The 21,855-nt window shown below is 41.6% G+C and carries 32 protein-coding genes; 3 read left to right on the plus strand and 29 right to left on the minus strand.

Going from position 1 to position 21,855, the window contains the following annotated elements; all coding sequences use genetic code 11:
• Positions 1 to 9: 9 nt before the first annotated feature.
• From secY to K8Q91_03245, 29 genes are all read right to left on the minus strand, one after another.
• The gene (gene secY / locus K8Q91_03105) at positions 10 to 1,281 is read right to left on the minus strand and encodes a preprotein translocase subunit SecY (protein MCE9628956.1); all 1,272 of its coding nucleotides are present in this window, start codon (positions 1,279 to 1,281) and stop codon (positions 10 to 12) included.
• A 12-nt stretch (positions 1,282 to 1,293) separates the two neighbouring features.
• Positions 1,294 to 1,725 carry a 50S ribosomal protein L15 gene (gene rplO, locus K8Q91_03110; GenBank protein MCE9628957.1) on the minus strand — a complete coding sequence of 144 codons (432 nt, stop codon included), beginning with the start codon at positions 1,723 to 1,725 and terminating at the stop codon, positions 1,294 to 1,296.
• 10 nt (positions 1,726 to 1,735) lie between these two features.
• Positions 1,736 to 2,278: a 30S ribosomal protein S5 gene (locus K8Q91_03115; GenBank protein ID MCE9628958.1), complete on the minus strand. Its 543-nt coding sequence runs from the start codon at positions 2,276 to 2,278 to the stop codon at positions 1,736 to 1,738.
• 8 nt (positions 2,279 to 2,286) lie between these two features.
• Entirely contained in the window at positions 2,287 to 2,655 is a 369-nt protein-coding gene (gene rplR / locus K8Q91_03120; GenBank protein ID MCE9628959.1) for a 50S ribosomal protein L18, read from the minus strand.
• Positions 2,656 to 2,668: 13 nt separating this feature from the next.
• Complete coding sequence (gene rplF / locus K8Q91_03125; protein ID MCE9628960.1) at positions 2,669 to 3,205, minus strand: 50S ribosomal protein L6; 537 nt, start codon at positions 3,203 to 3,205, stop codon at positions 2,669 to 2,671.
• A gap of 10 nt (positions 3,206 to 3,215) precedes the next feature.
• Positions 3,216 to 3,608 carry a 30S ribosomal protein S8 gene (rpsH, locus tag K8Q91_03130; protein ID MCE9628961.1) on the minus strand — a complete coding sequence of 131 codons (393 nt, stop codon included), beginning with the start codon at positions 3,606 to 3,608 and terminating at the stop codon, positions 3,216 to 3,218.
• Positions 3,609 to 3,613: 5 nt separating this feature from the next.
• Positions 3,614 to 3,799 (minus strand): type Z 30S ribosomal protein S14, encoded by a 186-nt coding sequence (locus K8Q91_03135; GenBank protein MCE9628962.1) that lies wholly within the window; start codon positions 3,797 to 3,799, stop codon positions 3,614 to 3,616.
• Between the two features lie 87 nt (positions 3,800 to 3,886).
• Positions 3,887 to 4,837, minus strand: coding sequence for an ABC transporter ATP-binding protein/permease (locus tag K8Q91_03140; GenBank protein ID MCE9628963.1), 951 nt, complete (start codon positions 4,835 to 4,837; stop codon positions 3,887 to 3,889).
• A gap of 1,065 nt (positions 4,838 to 5,902) precedes the next feature.
• Positions 5,903 to 6,448: a 50S ribosomal protein L5 gene (rplE, locus tag K8Q91_03145; GenBank protein MCE9628964.1), complete on the minus strand. Its 546-nt coding sequence runs from the start codon at positions 6,446 to 6,448 to the stop codon at positions 5,903 to 5,905.
• A 10-nt stretch (positions 6,449 to 6,458) separates the two neighbouring features.
• Entirely contained in the window at positions 6,459 to 6,764 is a 306-nt protein-coding gene (gene rplX, locus K8Q91_03150) for a 50S ribosomal protein L24 (GenBank protein MCE9628965.1), read from the minus strand.
• Between the two features lie 10 nt (positions 6,765 to 6,774).
• Complete coding sequence (gene rplN, locus K8Q91_03155; GenBank protein ID MCE9628966.1) at positions 6,775 to 7,146, minus strand: 50S ribosomal protein L14; 372 nt, start codon at positions 7,144 to 7,146, stop codon at positions 6,775 to 6,777.
• A 12-nt stretch (positions 7,147 to 7,158) separates the two neighbouring features.
• Complete coding sequence (gene rpsQ / locus K8Q91_03160) at positions 7,159 to 7,410, minus strand: 30S ribosomal protein S17 (GenBank protein MCE9628967.1); 252 nt, start codon at positions 7,408 to 7,410, stop codon at positions 7,159 to 7,161.
• A 10-nt stretch (positions 7,411 to 7,420) separates the two neighbouring features.
• Complete coding sequence (gene rpmC, locus K8Q91_03165; protein ID MCE9628968.1) at positions 7,421 to 7,621, minus strand: 50S ribosomal protein L29; 201 nt, start codon at positions 7,619 to 7,621, stop codon at positions 7,421 to 7,423.
• A gap of 4 nt (positions 7,622 to 7,625) precedes the next feature.
• Positions 7,626 to 8,048 (minus strand): 50S ribosomal protein L16, encoded by a 423-nt coding sequence (gene rplP / locus K8Q91_03170; GenBank protein ID MCE9628969.1) that lies wholly within the window; start codon positions 8,046 to 8,048, stop codon positions 7,626 to 7,628.
• Between the two features lie 13 nt (positions 8,049 to 8,061).
• On the minus strand, positions 8,062 to 8,727 hold the full coding sequence (rpsC, locus tag K8Q91_03175) for a 30S ribosomal protein S3 (protein ID MCE9628970.1): 666 nt from the start codon (positions 8,725 to 8,727) through the stop codon (positions 8,062 to 8,064).
• Positions 8,728 to 8,732: 5 nt separating this feature from the next.
• A complete protein-coding gene (gene rplV / locus K8Q91_03180; protein MCE9628971.1) occupies positions 8,733 to 9,179 on the minus strand; it encodes a 50S ribosomal protein L22 in 447 nt (148 codons plus the stop codon).
• A gap of 11 nt (positions 9,180 to 9,190) precedes the next feature.
• Positions 9,191 to 9,535: a 30S ribosomal protein S19 gene (gene rpsS, locus K8Q91_03185; protein ID MCE9628972.1), complete on the minus strand. Its 345-nt coding sequence runs from the start codon at positions 9,533 to 9,535 to the stop codon at positions 9,191 to 9,193.
• Positions 9,536 to 9,679: 144 nt separating this feature from the next.
• The gene (locus tag K8Q91_03190; protein ID MCE9628973.1) at positions 9,680 to 10,111 is read right to left on the minus strand and encodes a hypothetical protein; all 432 of its coding nucleotides are present in this window, start codon (positions 10,109 to 10,111) and stop codon (positions 9,680 to 9,682) included.
• 61 nt (positions 10,112 to 10,172) lie between these two features.
• Complete coding sequence (gene rplB / locus K8Q91_03195) at positions 10,173 to 11,012, minus strand: 50S ribosomal protein L2 (protein MCE9628974.1); 840 nt, start codon at positions 11,010 to 11,012, stop codon at positions 10,173 to 10,175.
• A gap of 24 nt (positions 11,013 to 11,036) precedes the next feature.
• Positions 11,037 to 11,327 carry a 50S ribosomal protein L23 gene (rplW, locus tag K8Q91_03200; protein MCE9628975.1) on the minus strand — a complete coding sequence of 97 codons (291 nt, stop codon included), beginning with the start codon at positions 11,325 to 11,327 and terminating at the stop codon, positions 11,037 to 11,039.
• Positions 11,328 to 11,335: 8 nt separating this feature from the next.
• Positions 11,336 to 11,995: a 50S ribosomal protein L4 gene (rplD, locus tag K8Q91_03205; protein MCE9628976.1), complete on the minus strand. Its 660-nt coding sequence runs from the start codon at positions 11,993 to 11,995 to the stop codon at positions 11,336 to 11,338.
• Positions 11,996 to 12,004: 9 nt separating this feature from the next.
• Positions 12,005 to 12,622, minus strand: coding sequence for a 50S ribosomal protein L3 (gene rplC, locus K8Q91_03210; protein MCE9628977.1), 618 nt, complete (start codon positions 12,620 to 12,622; stop codon positions 12,005 to 12,007).
• 26 nt (positions 12,623 to 12,648) lie between these two features.
• Entirely contained in the window at positions 12,649 to 12,960 is a 312-nt protein-coding gene (gene rpsJ / locus K8Q91_03215; protein ID MCE9628978.1) for a 30S ribosomal protein S10, read from the minus strand.
• 79 nt (positions 12,961 to 13,039) lie between these two features.
• The gene (gene tuf, locus K8Q91_03220) at positions 13,040 to 14,245 is read right to left on the minus strand and encodes an elongation factor Tu (GenBank protein ID MCE9628979.1); all 1,206 of its coding nucleotides are present in this window, start codon (positions 14,243 to 14,245) and stop codon (positions 13,040 to 13,042) included.
• A gap of 292 nt (positions 14,246 to 14,537) precedes the next feature.
• Positions 14,538 to 15,740, minus strand: a complete 1,203-nt coding sequence (locus tag K8Q91_03225) for a hypothetical protein (protein MCE9628980.1) — start codon at positions 15,738 to 15,740, stop codon at positions 14,538 to 14,540.
• Positions 15,741 to 15,868: 128 nt separating this feature from the next.
• On the minus strand, positions 15,869 to 18,010 hold the full coding sequence (gene fusA, locus K8Q91_03230) for an elongation factor G (protein ID MCE9628981.1): 2,142 nt from the start codon (positions 18,008 to 18,010) through the stop codon (positions 15,869 to 15,871).
• A 72-nt stretch (positions 18,011 to 18,082) separates the two neighbouring features.
• A complete protein-coding gene (rpsG, locus tag K8Q91_03235) occupies positions 18,083 to 18,562 on the minus strand; it encodes a 30S ribosomal protein S7 (protein MCE9628982.1) in 480 nt (159 codons plus the stop codon).
• Between the two features lie 14 nt (positions 18,563 to 18,576).
• Positions 18,577 to 18,996 carry a 30S ribosomal protein S12 gene (gene rpsL / locus K8Q91_03240; protein MCE9628983.1) on the minus strand — a complete coding sequence of 140 codons (420 nt, stop codon included), beginning with the start codon at positions 18,994 to 18,996 and terminating at the stop codon, positions 18,577 to 18,579.
• Between the two features lie 62 nt (positions 18,997 to 19,058).
• Positions 19,059 to 19,679, minus strand: a complete 621-nt coding sequence (locus tag K8Q91_03245) for a site-2 protease family protein (protein ID MCE9628984.1) — start codon at positions 19,677 to 19,679, stop codon at positions 19,059 to 19,061.
• An 88-nt stretch (positions 19,680 to 19,767) separates the two neighbouring features.
• On the opposite strand from K8Q91_03245, the gene K8Q91_03250 reads away from it, so the two are divergent.
• The 3 genes from K8Q91_03250 to K8Q91_03260 all read left to right on the plus strand — a co-directional run bounded on the left by K8Q91_03250 (position 19,768) and on the right by K8Q91_03260 (position 21,855).
• The gene (locus K8Q91_03250) at positions 19,768 to 19,977 is read left to right on the plus strand and encodes a 50S ribosomal protein L28 (protein MCE9628985.1); all 210 of its coding nucleotides are present in this window, start codon (positions 19,768 to 19,770) and stop codon (positions 19,975 to 19,977) included.
• A gap of 155 nt (positions 19,978 to 20,132) precedes the next feature.
• Positions 20,133 to 20,435, plus strand: a complete 303-nt coding sequence (locus tag K8Q91_03255; protein ID MCE9628986.1) for a hypothetical protein — start codon at positions 20,133 to 20,135, stop codon at positions 20,433 to 20,435.
• The gene (locus tag K8Q91_03260) at positions 20,425 to 21,855 is read left to right on the plus strand and encodes a hypothetical protein (GenBank protein MCE9628987.1); all 1,431 of its coding nucleotides are present in this window, start codon (positions 20,425 to 20,427) and stop codon (positions 21,853 to 21,855) included. Before K8Q91_03255 ends, K8Q91_03260 begins: the two co-directional genes overlap by 11 nt.

The raw sequence follows: 21,855 nt of genomic DNA on the forward strand, positions 1-21,855 counted from the left end.
AACACAGGTCTAGTATTCTCGCATGGTCACCTGGGCTTCGATTTTCTTCATTAAGTCCAGAGCAACCGAGACCACAATCAATAAGCTAGTTCCCCCGATCGCAAACGAGGCAATACCAGTTAAACCTTGGATAATCAGCGGCAGCATAGCCACAATGCCCAAGAACAAAGCCCCGATCAAAGTCAGTCTAGTTAAGATTTTGGAAATGTATTCGGCTGTCATTTGGCCAGGTCTAATACCAGGAATAAATGCCCCACTCTTTTGAAGATTGGTTGAGACCATTACTGGATCAAAAGTAACAGCTGAATAGAAGTAAGTAAAAACAAAGACGAATAAGAAATACAATCCGCCGTAGATCCATTGGTTGTTGAGAACGGACAACATAACCTCTGCAATTGATTGTAATGTGGCATTAGAAGCTTGAGCTAAGAAGTTAGCAATCATCTGAGGAAACAGCAAGATAGATAAAGCGAAGATGATTGGCATCACACCAGCATTGTTAACTCGGATTGGCAGATAGGTAGAAACCCCACCATAAACCTTGGAACCTCTCACTTGTTTAGCATAAGTCACTGGAATAGGTCGTTCTGCTTCGGTTACAACAACAATAGCGGCAATCACCACCACCGCTCCGATCAAAAAAGCAATATAAAGAGGAATTTGCGAAATATCAAAAGTAATCCACAGCTGACTAATATTGGAAGGTAGACTAGCGACAATACCAGCAAAAATGATTAGCGACATACCATTTCCAATCCCATACTCAGTGATCAACTCCCCAAGCCACATCAGTAAAATAGAACCAGCCGCGACCACTACAACGTTAAGCAAACGGTCACTTAAGGTCACGCTAGATAAAATCCCCTGGCGCTCTAAAATCAACAACAAACTAAAAGCTTGAAGGGCAGCTAGAGGTAAGGTCAACAAACGGCTGTATTGGGCCAACTTGCGGCGACCAGCTTCTCCATCTTCATGAAACAACTCTTTAATAGTCGGAAACACCAGTGTCAACAACTGCATAATAATCGAAGCGGTAATAAAAGGACCGACACCGAGCATTAAAATAGATAAATTAGACAAACCACCACCAGAAAAGATGTTTAGCAGACCAAAAAATTGGTTGTCAGAAAAAAATTGAGTCAGAGCTGCATGATCAACGCCTGGAATAGGAATAGAAGTTCCTAAACGAAACAAAGCTAAAATCAACAAGACAAAAAGAAGACGAAGTCTTAAGTTGCCGTCTTGGAGTACGAGATTTATTTTCTGAGACACCGTTGACATATTTGGTTGAAATTAAGCTACTTTACCACCCGCTTTTTCGATCGCCTCTTTAGCTGAAGCGGATACTATACACTTTGACACAGATAGCTTTTTAGTCAAAGTACCCTGACCAAGAATCTTAACTACTGGCATTTTACCATCAATTCGACGAATCAAATTTTTAGCAATTAATGATTTAGGAGAAACCACTTCCCCTACCTGGAAAGCTAGTTCTAGTTTATTAAGGTTAACTACTGCTGACTTATCTAACAAAGGAGTGTTGGAGTTTTTACCATGACCACGAAGCTTTGGTAGTCGCTTAATCATATCACGCATTTCTGGACGCATTCGGTGACCAGCACGGGCTTTTTGACCCTTAGTACCACGACCAGCAGTTTTATCGCCTCGGCCAATACGGCGAGGTTTCTTGTTGGGAGTATTTCGTTTTATAGAGTGAATTTGCATAATCGTAAACTTACTTCTTAAGTTGTTTTAATTTCTTCAAAGCTTCAATGGCGGCTCGACTGTTGTTTAATTTGTTTTTACTGCGAGACAAAATTTTACTACCAGTATCTTTAACGCCAGCTAGGTCGAGTACATTTCTCACAGAGCTACCTGCTACCAATCCGCGACCAGGAGCTGGTTTCAAAGTTACCACTGAGGCACCATACTTGGCTTCAGTCTCGTGAGGAATAGACATGGTTTTAGTCAAAGTCAGAGTGATCATGTTTTTCTTAGCGTTGTTAAGAGCTTTAGTGATAGCAAGTGAAGTATCACCAGCTTTGCCAATTCCAACTCCTACTCGCCCTTTACGGTCTCCAGCTACTAAAGTAACAGAGAAGCTGAAACGGCGACCACCACCCATCACACGAGTTACTCGACGAACACTAACCACTTTGTGATCAAATTCTGGTTTAACTCTTTCTGGTCGACGACCAGTATTGCCACGGCGAGGACCACCAGTGCGTCCACCTCGTCTATCTGCTCCTTGTCCAGTTTTGTTCTTAGTTTCTTCCATAATGTATATTAAAATTTAAGACCACCTGCTCGGGCTCCTTCAGCCAGCGCCTGCACTCGGCCAGTGTAGCGATAACCACCTCGATCAAAAACTACCTCTTCAACCCCCTTCTCTTTGGCCAAACTGGCTAGTTTTTTACCAGCTTCGTGAGATTGATTAACTTTAGCAAAAGGAGTTTCACCTTTAACTGCTTTCACTCCCTTAGTAGTGACCGCACACAAAGTCTTGCCTGATTGATCATCAACTAAAGCCCCATAAATATATTGGTTGGAACGGAAAACTGACAAGCGTGGTCGAAGAGCCGTACCCGCTACTTTGGCTCGGACTCGGTTGTGACGCATTTCCCGTCGTTTAGTTAATGATGTAATTCTACTCATGATAGTTTAATGTTTAAGCGGCTGTTTTCTTACCTTGCTTACGACGAACATGTTCATTGTCGTAACGAATTCCTTTACCTTTGTAAGGTTCTACTCGTTTGTAATCACGCACCTTGGCACAGAACTGACCAACTAATTCTTTATCAAAACCGGTCACTGTCAAGGCATTTTTTTCAGCCAACACCTTCAAACCGTCCGGAATAGTTAGAGTTACTTCGTGAGAAAAACCAACATTTAAAGTCAAAGTGGTACCGTTTACATTCCATTTGAAACCAACCCCTTCAATTAACATTTTTTTGGTGAAACCGGTACTAACACCGATAACCATGTTTTCCACGTGAGAAGCATAGGTTCCCCACAAAGCACTATTGGCAACAGTTTCTTTAACTGGTTTGAAAGAGATGGTACCGTCAGCAATAGTGATTTCAATATCTGATTTAAATTCGCGAGTCAAAGTACCCAAAGGTCCTTGAACTTTTAATTCATTCCCCTCTTTAGTGACGGTAACCTTCTCAGGGATAGTGATAATTTTTCGGCCGATACGTGACATGATAGTAAAATTACCAAAGAGTGAATAATAATTCGCCACCGACTTTAGCGACCTTAGCCTCCTTCTCGGTCATTACTCCTTGAGGAGTAGTCAACACTGCAATACCTTGACCTTGGCGCACAGAACGAAGATCAACCACACGCTTGTACACCCGACGAGACGGCTTGGAAATACGAGTGATAGTAGTCAACTTAGACTTACCAGCTTCATAAGCAATATCACACTGAATAAACTTCTTCACTTTCTTACCTCGCTTGTTGGCGGCTGTTAAGTAACCTTCTTTAACTAACACCTCAGCAATCGCCATTTTTAAATTAGAGTAAGGAACAACCACAAATGGCTTTTTGACCATTGAGGCATTCTTGATAGTTACCAACATGTTGGAAATCGGATCAGTCGTCATAGGAATTACCAGGATGATTTCTTAATACCCGGGATTTGACCTTCGTTGGCAAATTCACGGAAGCAGATACGGCAAAGGCCGAAGTCACGCATAAAAGCTCGCTTACGTCCACAACGAAAACAACGTCGGACAACGCGAGATTGGAACTTAGGTTTCTTTTGTGATCTTGCGATCACCGAAGTTTTAGCCATAAATGCTCTACTTTTCGGGTAATTATTATTAAAACAGGCCCTCGTTAGGCCGGCTTTTATCCTATCAAGAAAGGCCTTCGGTGTCAATTATTCACTAATCTGGTATTGCCAAAAACGGTGATATATTTCCTCATTTTTAATAAGCTCTTGATGATTTCCGTCTTCTACTATTTTACCCTTATCCATCACAATAATCCGGTCCATTTTCTGGATAGTACTGAGTCGGTGGGCAATAACAATCGTGGTCCGACCCTTAATTAAGGAATCGAAGGCCTCTTTGATAAATCCTTCACTTTCGGTATCAAGTGACGAAGTTGCTTCATCGAGGATAATAATTGGCGCTCGTTTAAGAATTGCCCGAGCGATGGCCACACGCTGACGCTCACCGCCGGAAAGCTTCACTCCCCGCTCACCGACCAAGGTATCATACCCTTGCGGCAATTGACTGATAAAATCATGAGCATAGGCCTTTTTAGCAGCTTCAATCACATCTTCCATGGTCGCTTCTTCATTACCATATTTGATATTCTCCAATAGGGACCGATGAAACAAAGACGGATCTTGTGGCACATAGGCAATATTCTGACGAAGATCATCTTGGGTAATAGAGTCAATACGTTGACCATCAATAGCAATCTCACCCGACTGTACGTCAACGAATCGCAAAATAAGTTTAACCAAGGTCGATTTACCACAACCAGATGATCCTACTAGGCCCACTTTCTGGCCAGCAGGAATTGTGAGATTAAAATCAGTAAATACTGGATTGGTTGGATGATAATAAAAATTAACCTTATTAAATTCAATAGCTCCAGCCTTAATAGCTGGTGTTTGGGAGGTAGTTAAATCTTTAACTTCAATTGGTCGTTCAATAATGTCGATCATTTCGCTAGCGTCAGCCAGGGCTTCGGTAAACTTACTAATAGAGCGTCCCAGGCCCCACAAATGAGCAAAAATATTAGCAAAGACTAGTTGAGCCAAGACCAGTGTGCCTACACTAATTGAACCCTTAGACCACAAGGAGAGAGCGAGGTACATACCAATAATTTCAAGTAACGAAAAAGCTAAGCTCTGGAGACCAATCTGGATGACAAACACCTTCTCTGATCTCAGCCTTGCTATCAACTCTTCTGTGGTTACTCGTTTAAAACCATCAATCTCTTTATCTCGTCCACTAAAAACTTTGATAGTCAAAATATTAGTAATAGCATCTGCTAATGATGCTGTTACTTTTGAATCTGCTTCTGATCGTTTCAGATCATACGGATTACGGTAAATAACAAAGGCGATCGTAATCCCAACGTAGACAACAAACCAGATAACAAAAAAAATGGTAAGCCAGATATTCTGAAAACTAAAGACAATAAATGTAGCAATAATACTTAGTACCGCCGGTCCAATACCATAAAATATCTCATTCAGAACAACCTCAAACGATCGTGTTAATCGTTTAGCTTTAGCCACCAAAGCGCCTGAGAAATTATCACTAAAAAATTGATATGAGTGCTCAGTTAGTTTACTAAAAGTTCGATCATGTATATCTTTTAGTATTGGGTCTTGGCTTTTGTACAAACAAAAATCAGAGATACGAAAAAATACACTATACAGAATATACAAAAAAGTCATCATCCCAGCTAAGGCCAGAAGTTCAGGACTAATAAACCCTAATGCGTGATGACTAGTCAGATAATCAACTATTTTTTTATACTGAATCGGAACAATAGTATCAGCCAAAATAAGACCGGCCCAAAAAAATAGAGCAGCAGAAAAAAATAGTGCTTGATACGGAGCAACACTAGGAGAGGTATATTTAATAAAACGTTTTAATTGCTTAACCAAATTCATATGTATGATGGTAACATAAAAAACCTCGGGTAAAACAGCTTAGTGAGCCTAATCCTGTTTGAAACCCTTGTGTAGCTGTCGACTGGAATTTCTGAGCCAAGCGAGCCTAGTTCTCCATCACAGACTTGCGTAGTAGTCGGCGAGCATGGTTTTCGTCTTTACGAAGTAGACCGAGCACTCTCAGTGAGACGAAATCGTCGACACGGAGGAGAAGAAAAAAGCCCCGCTGGGGCTTTTTTCTGTTCTGTGGTGGAGAAGCTAGGCGAGCGCCTTTTTGAATGGAATTCCTAGAGCCTTAAAGAAAGCTTGGGCACTCTCCTTATCCTTAGCGGTTGAGACGATGGTGATAGCCATTCCAAATACATCTTTCAATTCTTCTTCAGCTGTTTCTGGAAAAATGTTATTTTCCTTAAAACCAAGAGTAAGGTTACCCATATCATCAACTGAGTCAATACTGAAGCCACGGAAGTCACGCATTCGAGGCACAGCCACGTTGATCAATTTATCCAAAAAGCCGTTCATTCTCTCCCCTCGCAAAGTCACCGCTACACCGATCACATCACCCTCTCGAGATTTAAAAGTAGCGATCGATTGTTTAGCGCGTCGCATGGTTGGCTTCTGGCCAGCAATAACCGCTAGACGGTTAGCTACCAATTCGTTTCGTTTCTTATCTTTAGCCTTACCAGTACCAGAACTGATTACAATTTTAGTTAGCTTCGGTAAAGCGTGGATGTTTTTAACACCCAGTTCCTTTTCCATAGCTGGTCTGATTTGCTCTAATTTTTCTTTGGTTACTAATGTCATGATAGTAGATTTATATTTCTTTACTGCACTTAACACAAACTCTAACTTTTTTACCTTTTAACAACAAACTCTTGGTTCGAACACCTTTACTACAAGTTGAGCAGAAAAGTTGAACATTAGATACGTGAACTGGCAAAGACATAGCAATCACTTGACCTTTCTCATTTGACTTACGAGGTTTGGTGCGGCGGTTACGAACATTAACCCCTTCCACTACCACCTTATCCAAAGCCGCAAAAGTCTTTACGATTTTCGCTTTTTTGCCTTTATCCTTACCGGCGATCACTATTACATTGTCATTTTTTTTGATTGTCATGATATTCAAATTACACCACCTCTGGAGCTAGGGAAACGATTTTTTGGTAACCAAGATCAGCGATCTCTCGAGGAATAGGTCCGAAAATACGTCCACCCTTAGGATCTTTTTTACCTTTTTCCAAAATAACGACCGCGTTTTCATCAAATCGAACATAAGAACCATCCTTACGACGCATAGAAGCTCGTTGACGAACCACCACCGCTTGGAGAACTTCTTTTTTCTTAACAGCCTTACGTGGCTCAGCTACTTGGACAGACAAGATTACCAAATCACCGATCCGAGCATAGCGCTTTTTAGAACCACCCAACACCTTAAAAATACGTCCAATCTTGGCGCCGGAGTTGTCTGCTATTTTAACGATGGATCGTGGTTGAATCATGGATTTATAAAATTAAGCGATAACAATAAAGGACTTATCTTTCGAAATAGGCTTTACTTCTTGAATACTAACCTCGTCCCCCACTTTGAAAGCATTTGTCTCATCATGAGCCTTGTAGCGCTTGGTACGGTTAATAAACTTACCATACTTAGGATGCTTAACTAAGCGATTTACAGCTACTACTACAGTTTTGTCCATTTTATCGGACACGACTGTGCCTTTAAGTAGTTTTCCTTGTTTAATTGTATCTTGTTTAGTAGTCATAGTTTAAGGTCTATACATTACCGGAAGTTTTCTTAGACTGCAAGGCGGTCAAGATCTGAGCGACTTGTTTGCGTAGATTACGACCTTCTTTCACATTGGTCACTTTACTGCCAGCTACTCCAAAACGAAAAGCCCGTAAAGCCTCTCGTTTTTCACCTACGAGCTTCAATAGTTCCGCCTCTGTTTTTTTAAATAATTCAACGTAAGTCATAATATTAATCGCGAGCGACTATTTTAGTTTTTACTGGCATCTTGGCTCCCGCTTTACGCAAAGCTTCACGAGCAATCGCCGGGTCAAGACCATCAACTTCGAATAACATTCGGCCAGGTAGCACTTCAAATTCATAACCTTGTAAATCACCCTTACCCTTACCCATCGGTACCTCTGCGGCTTTACTAGTGTAAGGTCGATCAGGGAAAATACGAATCCAAAGTTTACCCTTCTTGGCCATTTGGCGAGCAATTGTTTTACGAGCTGCTTCTATTTGATTAGAACGAACACGACCATGAGATTCGGCTTTCAAACCAAAAGAGCCAAAAGCCAAAGAGATGCCACGAGTTTCTACCCGAGGTTTCTCTGGGTTCCAACGGCCAGTTTGCCATTTTCGATATTTAACTTTTTTTGGTAAGAGAGACATAGATATTTAAATATTACTTAGCACTTTCATCAAAAATTTCCCCTCGATAAATCCAGACCTTTACGCCAATCACACCGTAAGACAAATTGGCTTTTTCTCGAGCGAAATCAATATCAGCCCGCAAAGTTTGCAAAGGAATTTGACCATCTTTCAAACTCTCAGTTCGCCCCATATCTGCTCCACCTAAACGACCAGATAGGGTGATTTTGATACCTAAAACATTTTTATTGCCCATTACTTTTTCAATAGTACTTTTTAGTACTCGGCGGAAAGGTAGGCGCTTCTCTAGACCTTCAGCCACCATTTGAGCCACAATTGCTGATCGAGAATCTGGATCTTTAACTTCTTCAATATCCAATTTCAACTCTTTAGGTAAAAGAATTTTGTGACGAGTAAATTGCTTTAGAATTTCTTGTTTCAATTTAGCTACTCCCTCACCACTTTTACCAATCAACATACCTGGTCGAGCGGTCTTGATGATAACACGAATAGAATCCTGACTTCGTTCAATTTCCACAGTTTCAATATAGAAACCACGCAAACGCTTTTGCAAAAATTCTCGGATAGTAATATCCCCTCGAAGCATTTCTTGGTATTGGCCATTTTTGCCAAACCAGCGAGACTTCCAGTCTCTAATAATGCCTAAACGATGTGAATATGGATGAACGCTGTGTGTCATGATAATTATTCGGCTTTAGTTTTTTTAGCTTTAATAGTTTTAGGCTTACTTACTGACTTGGTTGTTTTGACTTCTTTTTCCACCTTAGTGGCTTTAACCGCTTTAGGGGCCACTGATTTAGCTTCACCTACTTTACCTAAAATCACTTCAACATGACTAGAGCGTAGACGGATCGGAAAAGCAGAACCACGGGCCCGAGGCATAGATCGCTTTAGCACTCGGCCCTTGTTCACACTGATCTCAGCAATAATTAGTTCTTCCTGAGGAGTATTAAAATTAGTTACCGCATTAGCAATGGCTGACAAAATCATTTTTTGCATTGGCAAACTAGCTCGCTTGTCAGTAAAAGATAAAATAGAAACAGCTTCCACTGCTTTTTTACCTCGCACTAAATCAGCCAAAAGTCTAACTTTTCGAGGGGCTTGTTGATAGTGAGATAAAGAAGCTTTCATAGTATAAAAAATTATTTCTTCTTAGTATCAGTGGCGGCCTTAGCTGATTTAGCAGCTGAGATTTCTGCCTCCTTCTTCTTTTGCTCTAACTCTTTCTGCATCTTACCTCCGTGACGGACGAATTTACGAGTTGGAGAAAATTCACCAAGACGATGACCAACCATATCTTCAGTTACCAAAACTTCAACATGATCCTTGCCATTGTGTACACCAAAAATAAAACCAACCATTTCTGGAGCAATTTGACTGCGGCGAGCCCATGTCTTAATCGCCCCTGTTTCATTAGGGCGCTTGCCAGCAATCTTACTTAATAGTTTTTCGTCCACATAGGGACCTTTTTTGAGTGATCGAGCCATATTTACAAAAAGAAAAGCTCACCTGGAGCTTCGCAATATCTTATCAAATAATGCTTAAATGTCAAACTCTGGACTGCTAGCAGACTCAATAAAAGTCCCCCGCCGGCCAGTAGGCCAGCGGGGGCTATAAATTAAACCAGTTAATCAGATCCTCCTGGCCAAGCCTGGGCAGTGAGAACACAGCATGATCCAAGCCTGGGGTGCCTCCTGTGGGCCACTGGTAAGCACCTGGTTAATCAGGGCTAGTTTAGTGTTCACCAGAGGTAAGGCTTTTGGATCAGACACCTCTCCAAGGTGGCCCTTCAATTCTTCCAACCGACCCTTAAAACCACTACAAACCTCCAGCTGAAGTAGATAGGTGTTCTGGAGAGCCCCTTGGGGGGTATTACTGACCGGCATAACCTTGCCACACCGATCACAAGCTACCCAGAATTCTCCCGTGTCAGAATTTTTCATCTCCTTCAAATCCGGAGAAGAACAACTTGGACAAGATAATTTCATACTCGAAACTCCATATTGATTGTTGTGCCCTTTAGAGGCCCTCTGTCTTTCCACCACCATAACTACCGCAAACATATTTGACTGTCAAACAAAAAAATCGAGCAACTGCTCGATTTTTTTGTTAAGTTTTTTTAAATTAACTTCGTTTAGTTTTCTTGCGACGAGTAACTACGAATTTGTCGGAGTACTTCTTGGCTCGACGAGTCTTGCGTCCACCAGTTATTTTACCCCACTTGGTCTTCGGACGCTTGGTTCCGCGACCCTGACGGCCTTCACCACCACCATACGGGTGATCAACTGGGTTCATCGCACTACCACGCACGGTCGGACGGATACCTAACCAGCGAGAACGTCCAGCTTTACCAATAGTCACCAACTTACTCTCTTCGTTAGAGACAGTGCCAATTGACGCCCAGGCGTTTTCATTAATTTTACGAACTTCAGTCGACGGCATTTTGATAGTGGTATAACCAGCATCATTACCAAGCACCTCAGAAAATGAACCAGCTGAACGAACTAAGCGAGCACCACCGCCTGGTTTGATTTCAATATTGTAAATAAAAGTACCAACGGTAATGTTTTTCAGAGGTAGACGATTACCAGCTTTGATCTCGGCCTTATCAGAAGTCAAAATTTCATCTCCTGGTTTAACATTTTTAGGTAATAAAACATAACGTCTTTCACCATCTCGATAGCAAACCAACCCAATAAAACCAGAACGATTTGGATCATATTCCACTGTTTCCACTTTTGCTGGAATATCTTTTTTATCAAAAACAAAGTCTACTGCCCGGTAAAGACGTTTGTGACCACCCCCCTTGTGACGAACAGTAATCCGGCCAGCATTATTTCGTCCAACATGACGCTTACCACCAACTGTTAATGGTTTATGTGGTTCACTAGCAGTCAACACTCCACGATAAGTAACCGTGGTCATGTGACGTCGTGATGGAGTTGTTGGAGCGTATTTTTTCATGATTAATAATTACTAGCTTAATTTTTAGACAAATTCAATACTATCGCCCTTCTTTAAAAAAACCAAAGCTTTTTTAACTCCAGTTTTAGTGCCAATTTTACCCCGCACCAACACTTTACGACTAGGCAAATTAACAATATTAACCTTCACCGGAGTCACTTTGTAATAACTTTTAACTGCCTCCATGACCTGTTTTTTGTTAGCCGCTGGTGGAATTTCAAAAGTATAAACTAAGCCATTTTGACCAGAAGCCAAAACAGTCGCCTTTTCAGTTACTCGTGGTCTCTTTAGGATGTTAGCAATAATAGTAGTCATGATGTATTTTAAGCGCGAGCTGACAAAGCTTCAATGGTTTTAACTGGATCAGTAATCAACACATATTTATAAGTTGCCAGAGTCAACGGGTTAATATTTCTAGCCTCTTCAACCACCACAGTCTTAATGTTGGCAAAGCTCTTTAGCATTGCCTCGTCTTTGGTTGGTGATACGATCAAAGCTCGTTTACCAGTTTTATAAACCAATTTTTCAAACCCAGCCAACTTAGACAAGTTACCTAAATCTTTAGTCGCTAATTTAGCTTCTGGTTTAGCAAAGATTAAAGGCTCAGTGAAAAGAACTTCCCCGTCTCGCAATTTAGCCGACAAAACAGTAAACAAAGCTTTGGTTTTCATTTTGCGGTTAATTTTTTTACTGTAGTCACGTTCTGATCGAGGACCGTGAGTAGTACCTCCACCAACCCAGATTGGTGAACGGCGAGAACCATGACGAGCTCGGCCGGTCCCCTTTTGTTTCCAAGGTTTTTTACCACCACCCCGGACTTCACTGCGATCTTTACTATTGGCATTGCCTTGGCGAGCATTGGAATTCATACTTTCAATCACCTGATGAATTAAGTCATTGTTGATTTTCAAGCCAAAAAACTTCTCCGGTAATTTTACCGATCCAGACTCTTTTCCTTGTCGATTGTAGATTTTTGCTTCCATGTTGTTATATTATTTGGCCTTGATTTCCACCAAGGTACCACGGCGACCAGGAATAGCTCCACTAACTAAAATCTTGTTAGCGCCAGCGTCCACTTTAACGATTTCCAAATTCTTAACAGTGATCCGATCTGAACCCATTCGGCCCGCCATACGTTTACCTTTAAAGACTCGTTGCATACCACCAGCTCCAATAGAACCAGGTTCACGTTCAGAGTGTTTTTGACCGTGAGTTCGAGGGCCACCATGGAAACCATGACGCTTAACCACACCTTGGAAACCCTTACCTTTAGATATACCACTCACCTCTACCACGTCTCCTTCAGCAAAAACTGAAGCATCAATAGTTGTACCTAAAGTAGCATCGGTAGCCACCGCAAATTCTCGCAAATGAGCAAAACCAACTTCATTAGCTGAAGCTTTACTCACATGACCACGAACCGCCTTGGATACATTTTTACTTTTTTTAGAACCAAAGCCAACTTGAACACCATCATATCCATCAACTGCTTTGGTTTTAAGTTGAGTCACAACAATAGGACCAGCATTAACAATAGTTGCCGGAATAGCCCGACCTTTATCGTCGTATATCTGGATCATTGCTTCTTTTGTGCCGAGAATAAATTTCATAGTAGTAGTTACAGTAAGCTAGATCCTTACATCATTTTAACGTCAATATTAACACCTGACGGCAAGTTAAGATTGGTTAAACTCTCAATAATTTTTGGTGAAGGGTTCAAGATATCAATCAAACGCTTGTGAACTCTCATCTCAAATTGTTCTCGAGAATTTTTGTCGATAAAACTGGAACGATTAACGGTATATTTTTTGATCTCAGTCGGCAAAGGAATCGGACCATTAACCTTACCGTCATAGCGAATAGCAGTATCAACAATCTGCTTAACAGAAGCATCTAACACTTTGTTTTCATAAGCTGACACTCTAATACGAAGTTTTTGAATCTCCATAGAGGGTGTCTTGGCCTTAGCAGTTTTAGTTGTTGATCCAGTAGTAGTCATAGAGTTTTTAATATCCCGAGTGTTTTATTTAGGCTACGATTTTAGTTACCACACCAGCTCCAACTGTCTTACCACCTTCACGAATAGCAAAGCGGAATTGATCTTCCAAAGCAACCGGGGCTACCAATTTAACTTTGAATTTAACAGTGTCTCCAGGCATAACCATTTTCACATCGTCATCCAAAGTTACTTCACCAGTAACATCGGTAGTTCGAACGTAAAATTGAGGTTTGTAACCAGTAAAGAATGGAGTGTGACGACCACCTTCTTCCTTCTTTAAGATGTAAACTTCAGCTTCGAAATCAGTGTGAGGAGTAACTGAACCTGGTTTAGCTAGAACTTGACCACGAGTGATGTCATCTTTCTTAAGACCGCGAAGTAGGATACCAGCGTTGTCTCCAGCCATACCCTCATCAAGTTGTTTGTTGAACATTTCAATACCAGTCACAGTAGTCTTAACAGTATCTTTCAAACCGACAATTTCAATTTCTTCACCAACTTTGACCATACCGCGTTCGATACGACCAGTAACAACAGTACCACGACCTTCAATTGAGAAGATGTCTTCAACTGGCATCAAGAAAGGCTTTTCGATTTCTCGAACTGGTTGTGGGATATAAGAATCAACAGTATCCATCAATTCCAATACTTTCTTAGCCCATTCATCTGAACCATCCTTAGATTCAAGGGCTTTTAGACCTGAACCACGGATAATTGGAGTGCCTTTACCATCAAAACCATTCTTTTCCAACAAATCTCGAACTTCTTCTTCTACCAAGTCAATCATTTCAGCATCATCAACCATATCAACCTTGTTTAGGAAAACGATCAATTTAGGTACACCTACTTGGCGAGCCAAAAGAACGTGTTCACGAGTTTGAGGCATCAAACCATCAGTAGCAGCTACCACCAAGATAGCACCATCCATTTGAGCGGCACCAGTAATCATGTTCTTGATGTAGTCGGCGTGACCTGGAGCATCAATGTGAGCATAGTGACGATTAGCTGTCCAATATTCACTGTGGTGGAGAGCAATAGTGATCCCTCGGGCTTTTTCTTCAGGAGCGTTATCGATACCATCAACACCCTCAACTCGGGCGCCATAGCCTTTGTCTTTATTAAGGTCTAATACATGCAAAATAGAAGCTGTTAAAGTGGTCTTACCGTGGTCGACGTGACCAATAGTACCAATGTTAACGTGAGGCTTCGAACGATCAAATTTATCTGCGGCCATACGAAAATTATTATAATTTGTACCAGTTTTTACGCTTCCAATAAGCGCCCCACTGGCCTCCAGATCCTGCCGACTGACAGAATCCAAAGCTATTAATATAGTTGACTAAATAAAAAACACGCGGGATGCGTAACGACTATACTAAACAAAAAACGGCTAGCCGTCAACCCTAAACCACCCTATAAGGGTTTTCCTCTACAAACAGACCTAAAACTGAAGCAAATCTACCTCTTATTTTACACCCCAAACCCCGTTACTTAGCCCCTTAAACACAAACCTAATGAGGACTTTTTTACTTAGTTTTTACCGCTTTAACCTTAGGAGCGGCTGCGGCAATACATCTAGTTTTTATCCTATTTTCACAAGTGGTGTAGTTTGAGGTACAACGAGCAAGCAAAGTAGTCGTCTTAGTACTAAAAGCTGTCTCACAGGTAGCTTGTTTAGCTACCTGTTTCGCTAAACAAGTTTTAGCGGTATTAAGATCTCTCTCTTGAGAGACTTTGGCCGAAAGCTGACATAGACCAAATCTAGTCTGACAACGAAGGTTTTTAGCAGCAATATTGGTAGATAGACAAGTAGTTAAGTTTGTCTGACATTTAACCAAGTAGGTGGCACTTCTAGTCTCATAGCGCTTACAGTTAGCGGCAGCGGTATCAAATTTAGCCTGACAGGTGTTCACTAAGGCTTTAACCTTTCCAATACAAGTTGTTTCTTGATTATTACAGGTCACAATATTTTTTTCTACACAAGCGGTCACCTTAGGATCTGTTGGCACCACCACGACCGGTGGAGTACCGTCGCCAGTTGTCGAAGTAGCTGTATCATTAGAATCTGAAGTAGTTGTGCCGGTGGAATTGTCATTTGAATCAGTATTATCAGTACCATCATTGGTAGTAGTACCTGTATTACCATCCCCAGAACCAGTCGAGTCACCACCCGTGTCCCCAGTCGTGTCTGTGTTAGGGTCTTGATTGTCACCATTATCGCCAGTGTCATCGGTGGTTGGAGGAATAGTTACTGGTTGCAGAAGACCTCGTAAACGTAACAAGTCAGCAAAAGTACCTTGTAGTTCCAGTCTAGAAACCCCCAAGCTGGATGTGGCCTTATTCATCAAACCCTCTAAATACAAGGTAGTTAAGATGCTATTTTGTTTAGACCGAAAGGCTAAAATAGCGGCGGTTGTATAGTCCTCATTTTGGTAAGACTGCACCGCTCGATCAAGTAAAGCTTTGGAAACCTCCAACTTGCCCGAGATTTCACCTAAAGACACCTCCATTACTACGCCAGAATTAATTGGAAGAGAACCCTGTTGTTGGATCTCACTTAATTTCAAATCAATTAAAGTCATTGTGCTTTCAGCTTCTTTAATTAATTTGTAAGCTTGCTCACTAGCCAAAGTAGCCTGTTGAGCATAAACAACCACCTGACTCGGTATTAAAATCGACACAAAAACCAAACCGGCCATTAGAAAACTAGAGAAAATATGTTTCATCATAAAATTTAAAATATTAAAGAGTCTATCTCCATGTCTAAATTATAACACCGATTGGTCGCATAAAAAAATAAACCCCTGTGGAATAAGAACCACCGGGGTTTATTTAGTTAAGAAAAGATAATTCTAAATTATTTTCTACCTTCAATGATAGTCTGCGCTACGTTTGTTGGAATAATTGCGTATTCAGCAAATTCCATTGCAAAAGTACCACGACCTTCAGTCATAGAGCGTAAATTGGTCACATAACCAAACATTTCTGACATTGGTACTTTAGCTCGAATAACTTTTAAGTTACCTCGATCTTCCATACTTTCGATTTGGCCACGCTTAGATGATAAGTTTCCAGTAATATCTCCCATGAATTTTTCTGGGACCACCACTTCCACCTTCATGACTGGCTCTAGCAAAACTGGTTTAGCTCTTTTAGCGGCATCTTGTAGCGCCATCGAACCAGCCATTTTGAAGGCCATTTCTGAAGAGTCCACATCGTGATAAGAACCATCGTAAAGCTCAACGGAAACGTCCACCAACTTGAAGCCCGCTTGGACTCCCCGCTCCAAACCTTCACGAATACCTTTTTCTACCGGCGTAATAAATTCTTGAGGAATAGCACCACCTTTAATCGAGTTAATAAATTCAAAATCAGCCTCTCGAGTAGTGTTTTTAGGTGCATCTTCAATCTTCAAAGTCTTATCAAGTGGTTTAATTCGAATCCGAACGTGACCATATTGACCCTTACCTCCAGATTGTTTGATGTACTTACCTTCTGCTTCTGATTCACCAGTAATAGTCTCTTTGTAGGCTACTTGTGGTTTACCAACATTAGCTTCCACATTAAACTCTCGCTTCATACGATCAACGATAATTTCTAGGTGCAGTTCACCCATTCCAGCAATCAGAGTTTCCGCTGTTTCTTGATCAGTCTTCACTTTGAAAGTTGGATCCTCGTCAGATAGTTTCTTAAGAGCCATACCCATCTTTTCTTGATCGGCTTTAGTTTTTGGCTCAATCTTCATAGACACAACCGGTTCTGGGAACTCAATTTTATCCAAAATAATTGGACTGGTTTCATCACACAAAGTGTGAGAAGTTTTAGTATTTTTCAAACCAACAACAGCAGCAATTTCTCCAGCATAAACATTTTCTACTTCTTCTCGATGGTTAGCGTGCATTCTAACTACCCGACCGATTCGTTCTCTATCACCAGTCGTTGAATTGTAAACATAAGAGCCAGCCGACAAAACACCTGAATATACTCGGACGTAAGTTAACTGACCAACAAAGGGGTCACTTTGGAGTTTAAAAGCTAAAGCTGCCAATGGCTCTTGATCAGAAGAGTGACGAACAATTTCTTCGTCGGTTTTTGGATCAACTCCTTTAACTGGTGGAATATCTAATGGTGACGGTAAATAATCAACCACCCCATCGAGTACTAATTGCACTCCTTTGTTTCGGAGAGCGGAACCACAGAAAACTGGCACCAAAGCCACTTTCAAAGTAGCCTCACGTAAAACTCGTTTCAAATCATCAAAACTAATTTCCTTACCCTCTAGGTAGTCATTCATCAACTTTTCATCCTGTTCAGCGATTTTTTCTACCAAAATAGCTCGATATTTCTCAGCCTCAGCTTGAAACTCTGCCGGAATTTCGGCTTCAATAATTTTCATACCCATATCCCCTTCAAAGGTATATGATTTCATTCTAAGTAGATCAATCACTCCGTTATGAGCATCATCTTCACCCAAAGGAATTTGGACTCGAACAGCATTCTTGGTCAATCGGTCAATAATCGAATTGAAAGACTTAGTAAAAGAAGCACCCATACGATCCATCTTGTTTATAAAACAGATTCGAGGGACATTGTATTTATCAGCTTGACGCCAAACAGTTTCTGATTGTGGTTCTACTCCAGCCACTCCATCAAACACCACCACTCCGCCATCCAAAACTTTCAGACTTCTCTCTACTTCCGCTGTAAAATCCACGTGACCAGGAGTATCAATAATATTTACTCGGTGTTTTTTTGATTCATCACCAACGGCATAGGTTGGAGTCCAAAAAGCCGTAGTGGCAGCTGAAGTAATAGTAATACCTCTTTCTCGTTCTTGTTCCATCCAGTCCATAGTCGCTTCTCCTTCGTGTACTTCACCAATTTTGTGAGAAACACCTGTATAGTACAAAACACGCTCTGAAGTAGTAGTCTTACCAGCGTCAATGTGGGCAATAATTCCAATATTACGAACCTTCTCTAGTGGATAGTCGCGAGACATAAAAAATAAAATTAAAAACTAATATAACCAGACCAAAAAACTTAATAAAATTATAACACCAACCTAAGAGATTTAGCCTCGATTAGCCCAAGCAAAGTGAGCAAAAGCTCGGTTTGCTTCAGCCATCTTGTGAACATTCTCTCTCTTCTTCACCGCCTCACCTTCGTTGTTGAAAGCAGACACTAATTCGTTAGCTAGACGCTGACTCATTGGTGAACCTTTTTTAGTTTTAGCGGCTTCAATAATCCAACGTAAAGATAAAGCCAAGCGACGTTCTGGACGAACTTCGTGAGGCACTTGATAGTTAGCACCACCAATTCTCTTAGATCGAACTTCCATTTGTGGAGCAACATTCTTCAAAGCAGATTCAAAAATCTCCACTGGTGAAGTTTTTAGTTTTTCTTCTACATGTTTGAAAGCATCATAAACCACTTTGCGAGCGGTATTCTTTTTACCTTCTTGCATAATATAGTTAATCAGCTTCTCAACGTTAGTTGAGTTGTACATCAAATCTGGCTTTAAATCTCTTTTGTAGTTAACTTTACGTCTCATTTTATTAGAAAATATTATTTAGCCGCTTTTGGTCGCTTGTTACCATACAAACTACGACTTTGACGACGCTTGTCAACACCAGCCGCATCGAGAACACCACGAACAATGTGATAACGAACACCCGGCAAGTCTTTAACACGACCACCACGAATCATAACCACAGAGTGTTCTTGCAAATTGTGACCTTCACCAGGAATATAAGCAGTCACTTCCATACCATTAGTTAGGCGCACACGAGCAATTTTACGTAAAGCCGAGTTTGGTTTCTTAGGAGTAGTAGTTTTAACCAACAAACAAACCCCTCGCTTAAATGGTGATGGGTAAAAAACAGGCTTGTTTTTAAGCGTGTTAAAACCACGAGACATCGCGATTGATTTAGTCTTTCTTTTAACCTCTTTTCGAGGTTTTCGGATCAGCTGATTGATTGTTGGCATAACGGGAACACTTTAATACATTATCGCTCAAAATGCAACTTTATAGTGCCCAAGTAAGCACCCTAACCCAATAACCCGCCGGTCAACAGTTTGAATAACACCGAGACTAGGGGTGAAATAAGTGCACTAGCCCCAAATAAAACCACCAAAATGATCAAAATCTGATTGCTAGCCAATAAGTTTTCAATATAACGCCATTTGTAAGGCAAGATCGCAAATAGGATTTTGGAACCGTCTAGCGGTGGGACCGGGATTAAATTGAATAAAGCCAAGACAATGTTCATCATTACCACTGAACCAGAAATAGAAATAACCGCTGGAGACAACCCTAAAACAAGACTATTTTGAATAATTAAACCAAAAATAACCGCTATAAATAGATTGGAAGCTGGCCCCGCTGCCGCAACCAAGGCGGGGCCCCAGTTACCAGCTCGAAGATTATAAGGATTGAAAGGTACCGGCTTGGCCCAACCAAAAATGAGACCACCTGGTAATAAGCTTAGTAGTAAAGGTAATATAATAGAGCCCAAAGGATCAATATGAGGTATAGGGTTAAGAGTCAGACGACCAGCCAGTTTGGCTGTCTGGTCACCTAAAAACAAAGCCATATAACCATGAGCCACCTCGTGAATGACCACTGACATGATTAAAATCAGGACAAAAAAGATAGTATCAATAGACATGGTGAATTATTTACTTAGACTTAGGGTTTACAGATAAGCTCCTGCATGATAACATAACGGAGCGTTATTTTTAAACATTTTCACTATTATGAAAGCTTGCCCATTATGTAATAAAGGTACCCAGATGGTCGGAGGTTACTCCAACCGTATTCGTGCTACCAAATACAACCAAACTGGCAAAAACCGCAAGTATCCCAACCTCCAATGGGCGCCTCTAGCCGCTGGTGGACGTCTAAAAATCTGTACTTCTTGTCTTAAAAAAGGTAAACACTTAACTGACATTCAGACTGTAATTTAAAAACCAAATAAGCCTGTCCCCATAAAATCCCCGATCTAGGGGATTTTATTTTTGTAGTTTAAATCTTTTGTGTTAGCGTTTAATCAGTCCAGCTCTTTGACGTGATAATAAGAGCGGTTTACATATAAAACTCCAACCAAGAAAGGCGGAACGCCATGTCGCCAGCAGATAGCTTCAATGACCAGTTTCACCGAATCTTGGTGAAACTTCCCAATCCCCATCGAGTATTGGTCGTAATGTTCCTGGCCCGTAGTCAGGTCAATTTTACCATTGAAAATGAATGTCGCCTGATTGTTGATGTTTTCATCAACTTTTTAGTTGAAAACTACCCAACAAACCAGGACTTGGTCCAGACCTTACAAGAAGCCTGGCTCAAGTGGTGCAACAAACCTATTAACCCTAACGAAATAGTATTCCGACACACACCGGAACTCTGGGAGACTGACCATGATGAATAATCATAAAGCCATGGTCAGCCTAGGACCATCGCCAACCAGCGACTTAGTCGATAAAGCTATCGCTGATGTAGAAAAGTCTAAGCAGGCCAACCTCAACCTCGACCGTCACATCAAGCAAGGTTTGGGCAATCTAGGAACCCAGTCCAACACCTTGGCTTGGATAGACGTTCGGGGAGTAATTGTTTTCGACAACGAGACAGGTATTCTGACAATCCCGGTTAAAAATGACTTCTGTGCTAGATGGTGTCGGGAACACCGGGAGGTCCAAGGGGACATTACCCTTTGCCTGCCGGATGGATTCCAGTTCAAGAAAATGGAATTTGTGGAAACTGGAATACCAGACACTCCCGAACCAAACACCTCTTTAGAAGCGAGGTCAGAACCAGAACCAGGCGATCCGATCCAAGAAGTTTTTGACTTTGGCGCCAACAAGAGTACAGTCAAATTTAACCCGGGAAAGGAAAATTTAAAAACCTACGATTTAGTTAAGTGTATTCTAGACCGAGAAACCGACTTCCCCCTCATGGTCTTATGGGGTGAGAACGGCACCGGTAAAGAAACTCTAGCTAATCAGGTCTATCGCCGAGGCACCAGGTTGCTCGCCGGCCTGGCCCAAAAAAGAAAGACTCCCCAAACTGCGATAGTATCAGCCATTGGTTTCCAGGCCGAGTTTGTGGCTTGTTTTAGAGATGCAAAGGACGGCAAAAAAGCCCTCCAAGTCCTCCAAGACAGGCTACTAGTTCGACTATTGGTTATTACTGACTTGGACACGTTCTGTGGTCGAAACAACCAAGGAACAGCTGATGCCCTAAGCCAAGCTGTAACCAAGGTAATAGACTCTGGCGGTCGAGTTCTAGTAACCATGTCGGTACCCGAAGGTGGTACCTACGAGGAAACTTTAGGAAAAATCAACCCCACGATTGTCCAACTTTTGGGAACCAAGGGCTTCGCAGACTTCCTGATCAAACCGGCCAGTTTGGAAACCAGGGTTGAGATCCTGTCTCAGCTCCGGGGGCCAAACATGGAAACATTAAGCGAAGATTCCAGAAAAATTTTGGCTACCCAGTGGCCCACTGTAGCCAGTATGCTTACTCAAGGGAAAAAGTTCCTCCATGGAATCGTCGATGAAGAACCAAGAAAGGAGACACCATCCCCCCCGAAGATTATCGAGGCGATTGAATCCTGGAGCCAGCTACCTAAGGGTTCCCTGGTCGGACGAAGCAAAACCAGGCGAGTAGTCCAAGGTCGGCACCTGGCCATCTACCTGGTCGCGGAGCTGCACCCAAAAATGACAGCGGCCACGATTGGAAAGTTGTTTGGCAACAGAGACCACACAACCGTACTCTATGCCAAACAACAAGTCTCTATGAACATCGATCTTCAGGATTCTCTGGAAGCAGCCAGAAAGTTGTTTACGTAA

The organism is Candidatus Vogelbacteria bacterium, from assembly GCA_021414225.1.
Lineage (GTDB): Bacteria > Patescibacteriota > Minisyncoccia > Phycocordibacterales > XYD1-FULL-46-19 > JAIOOX01.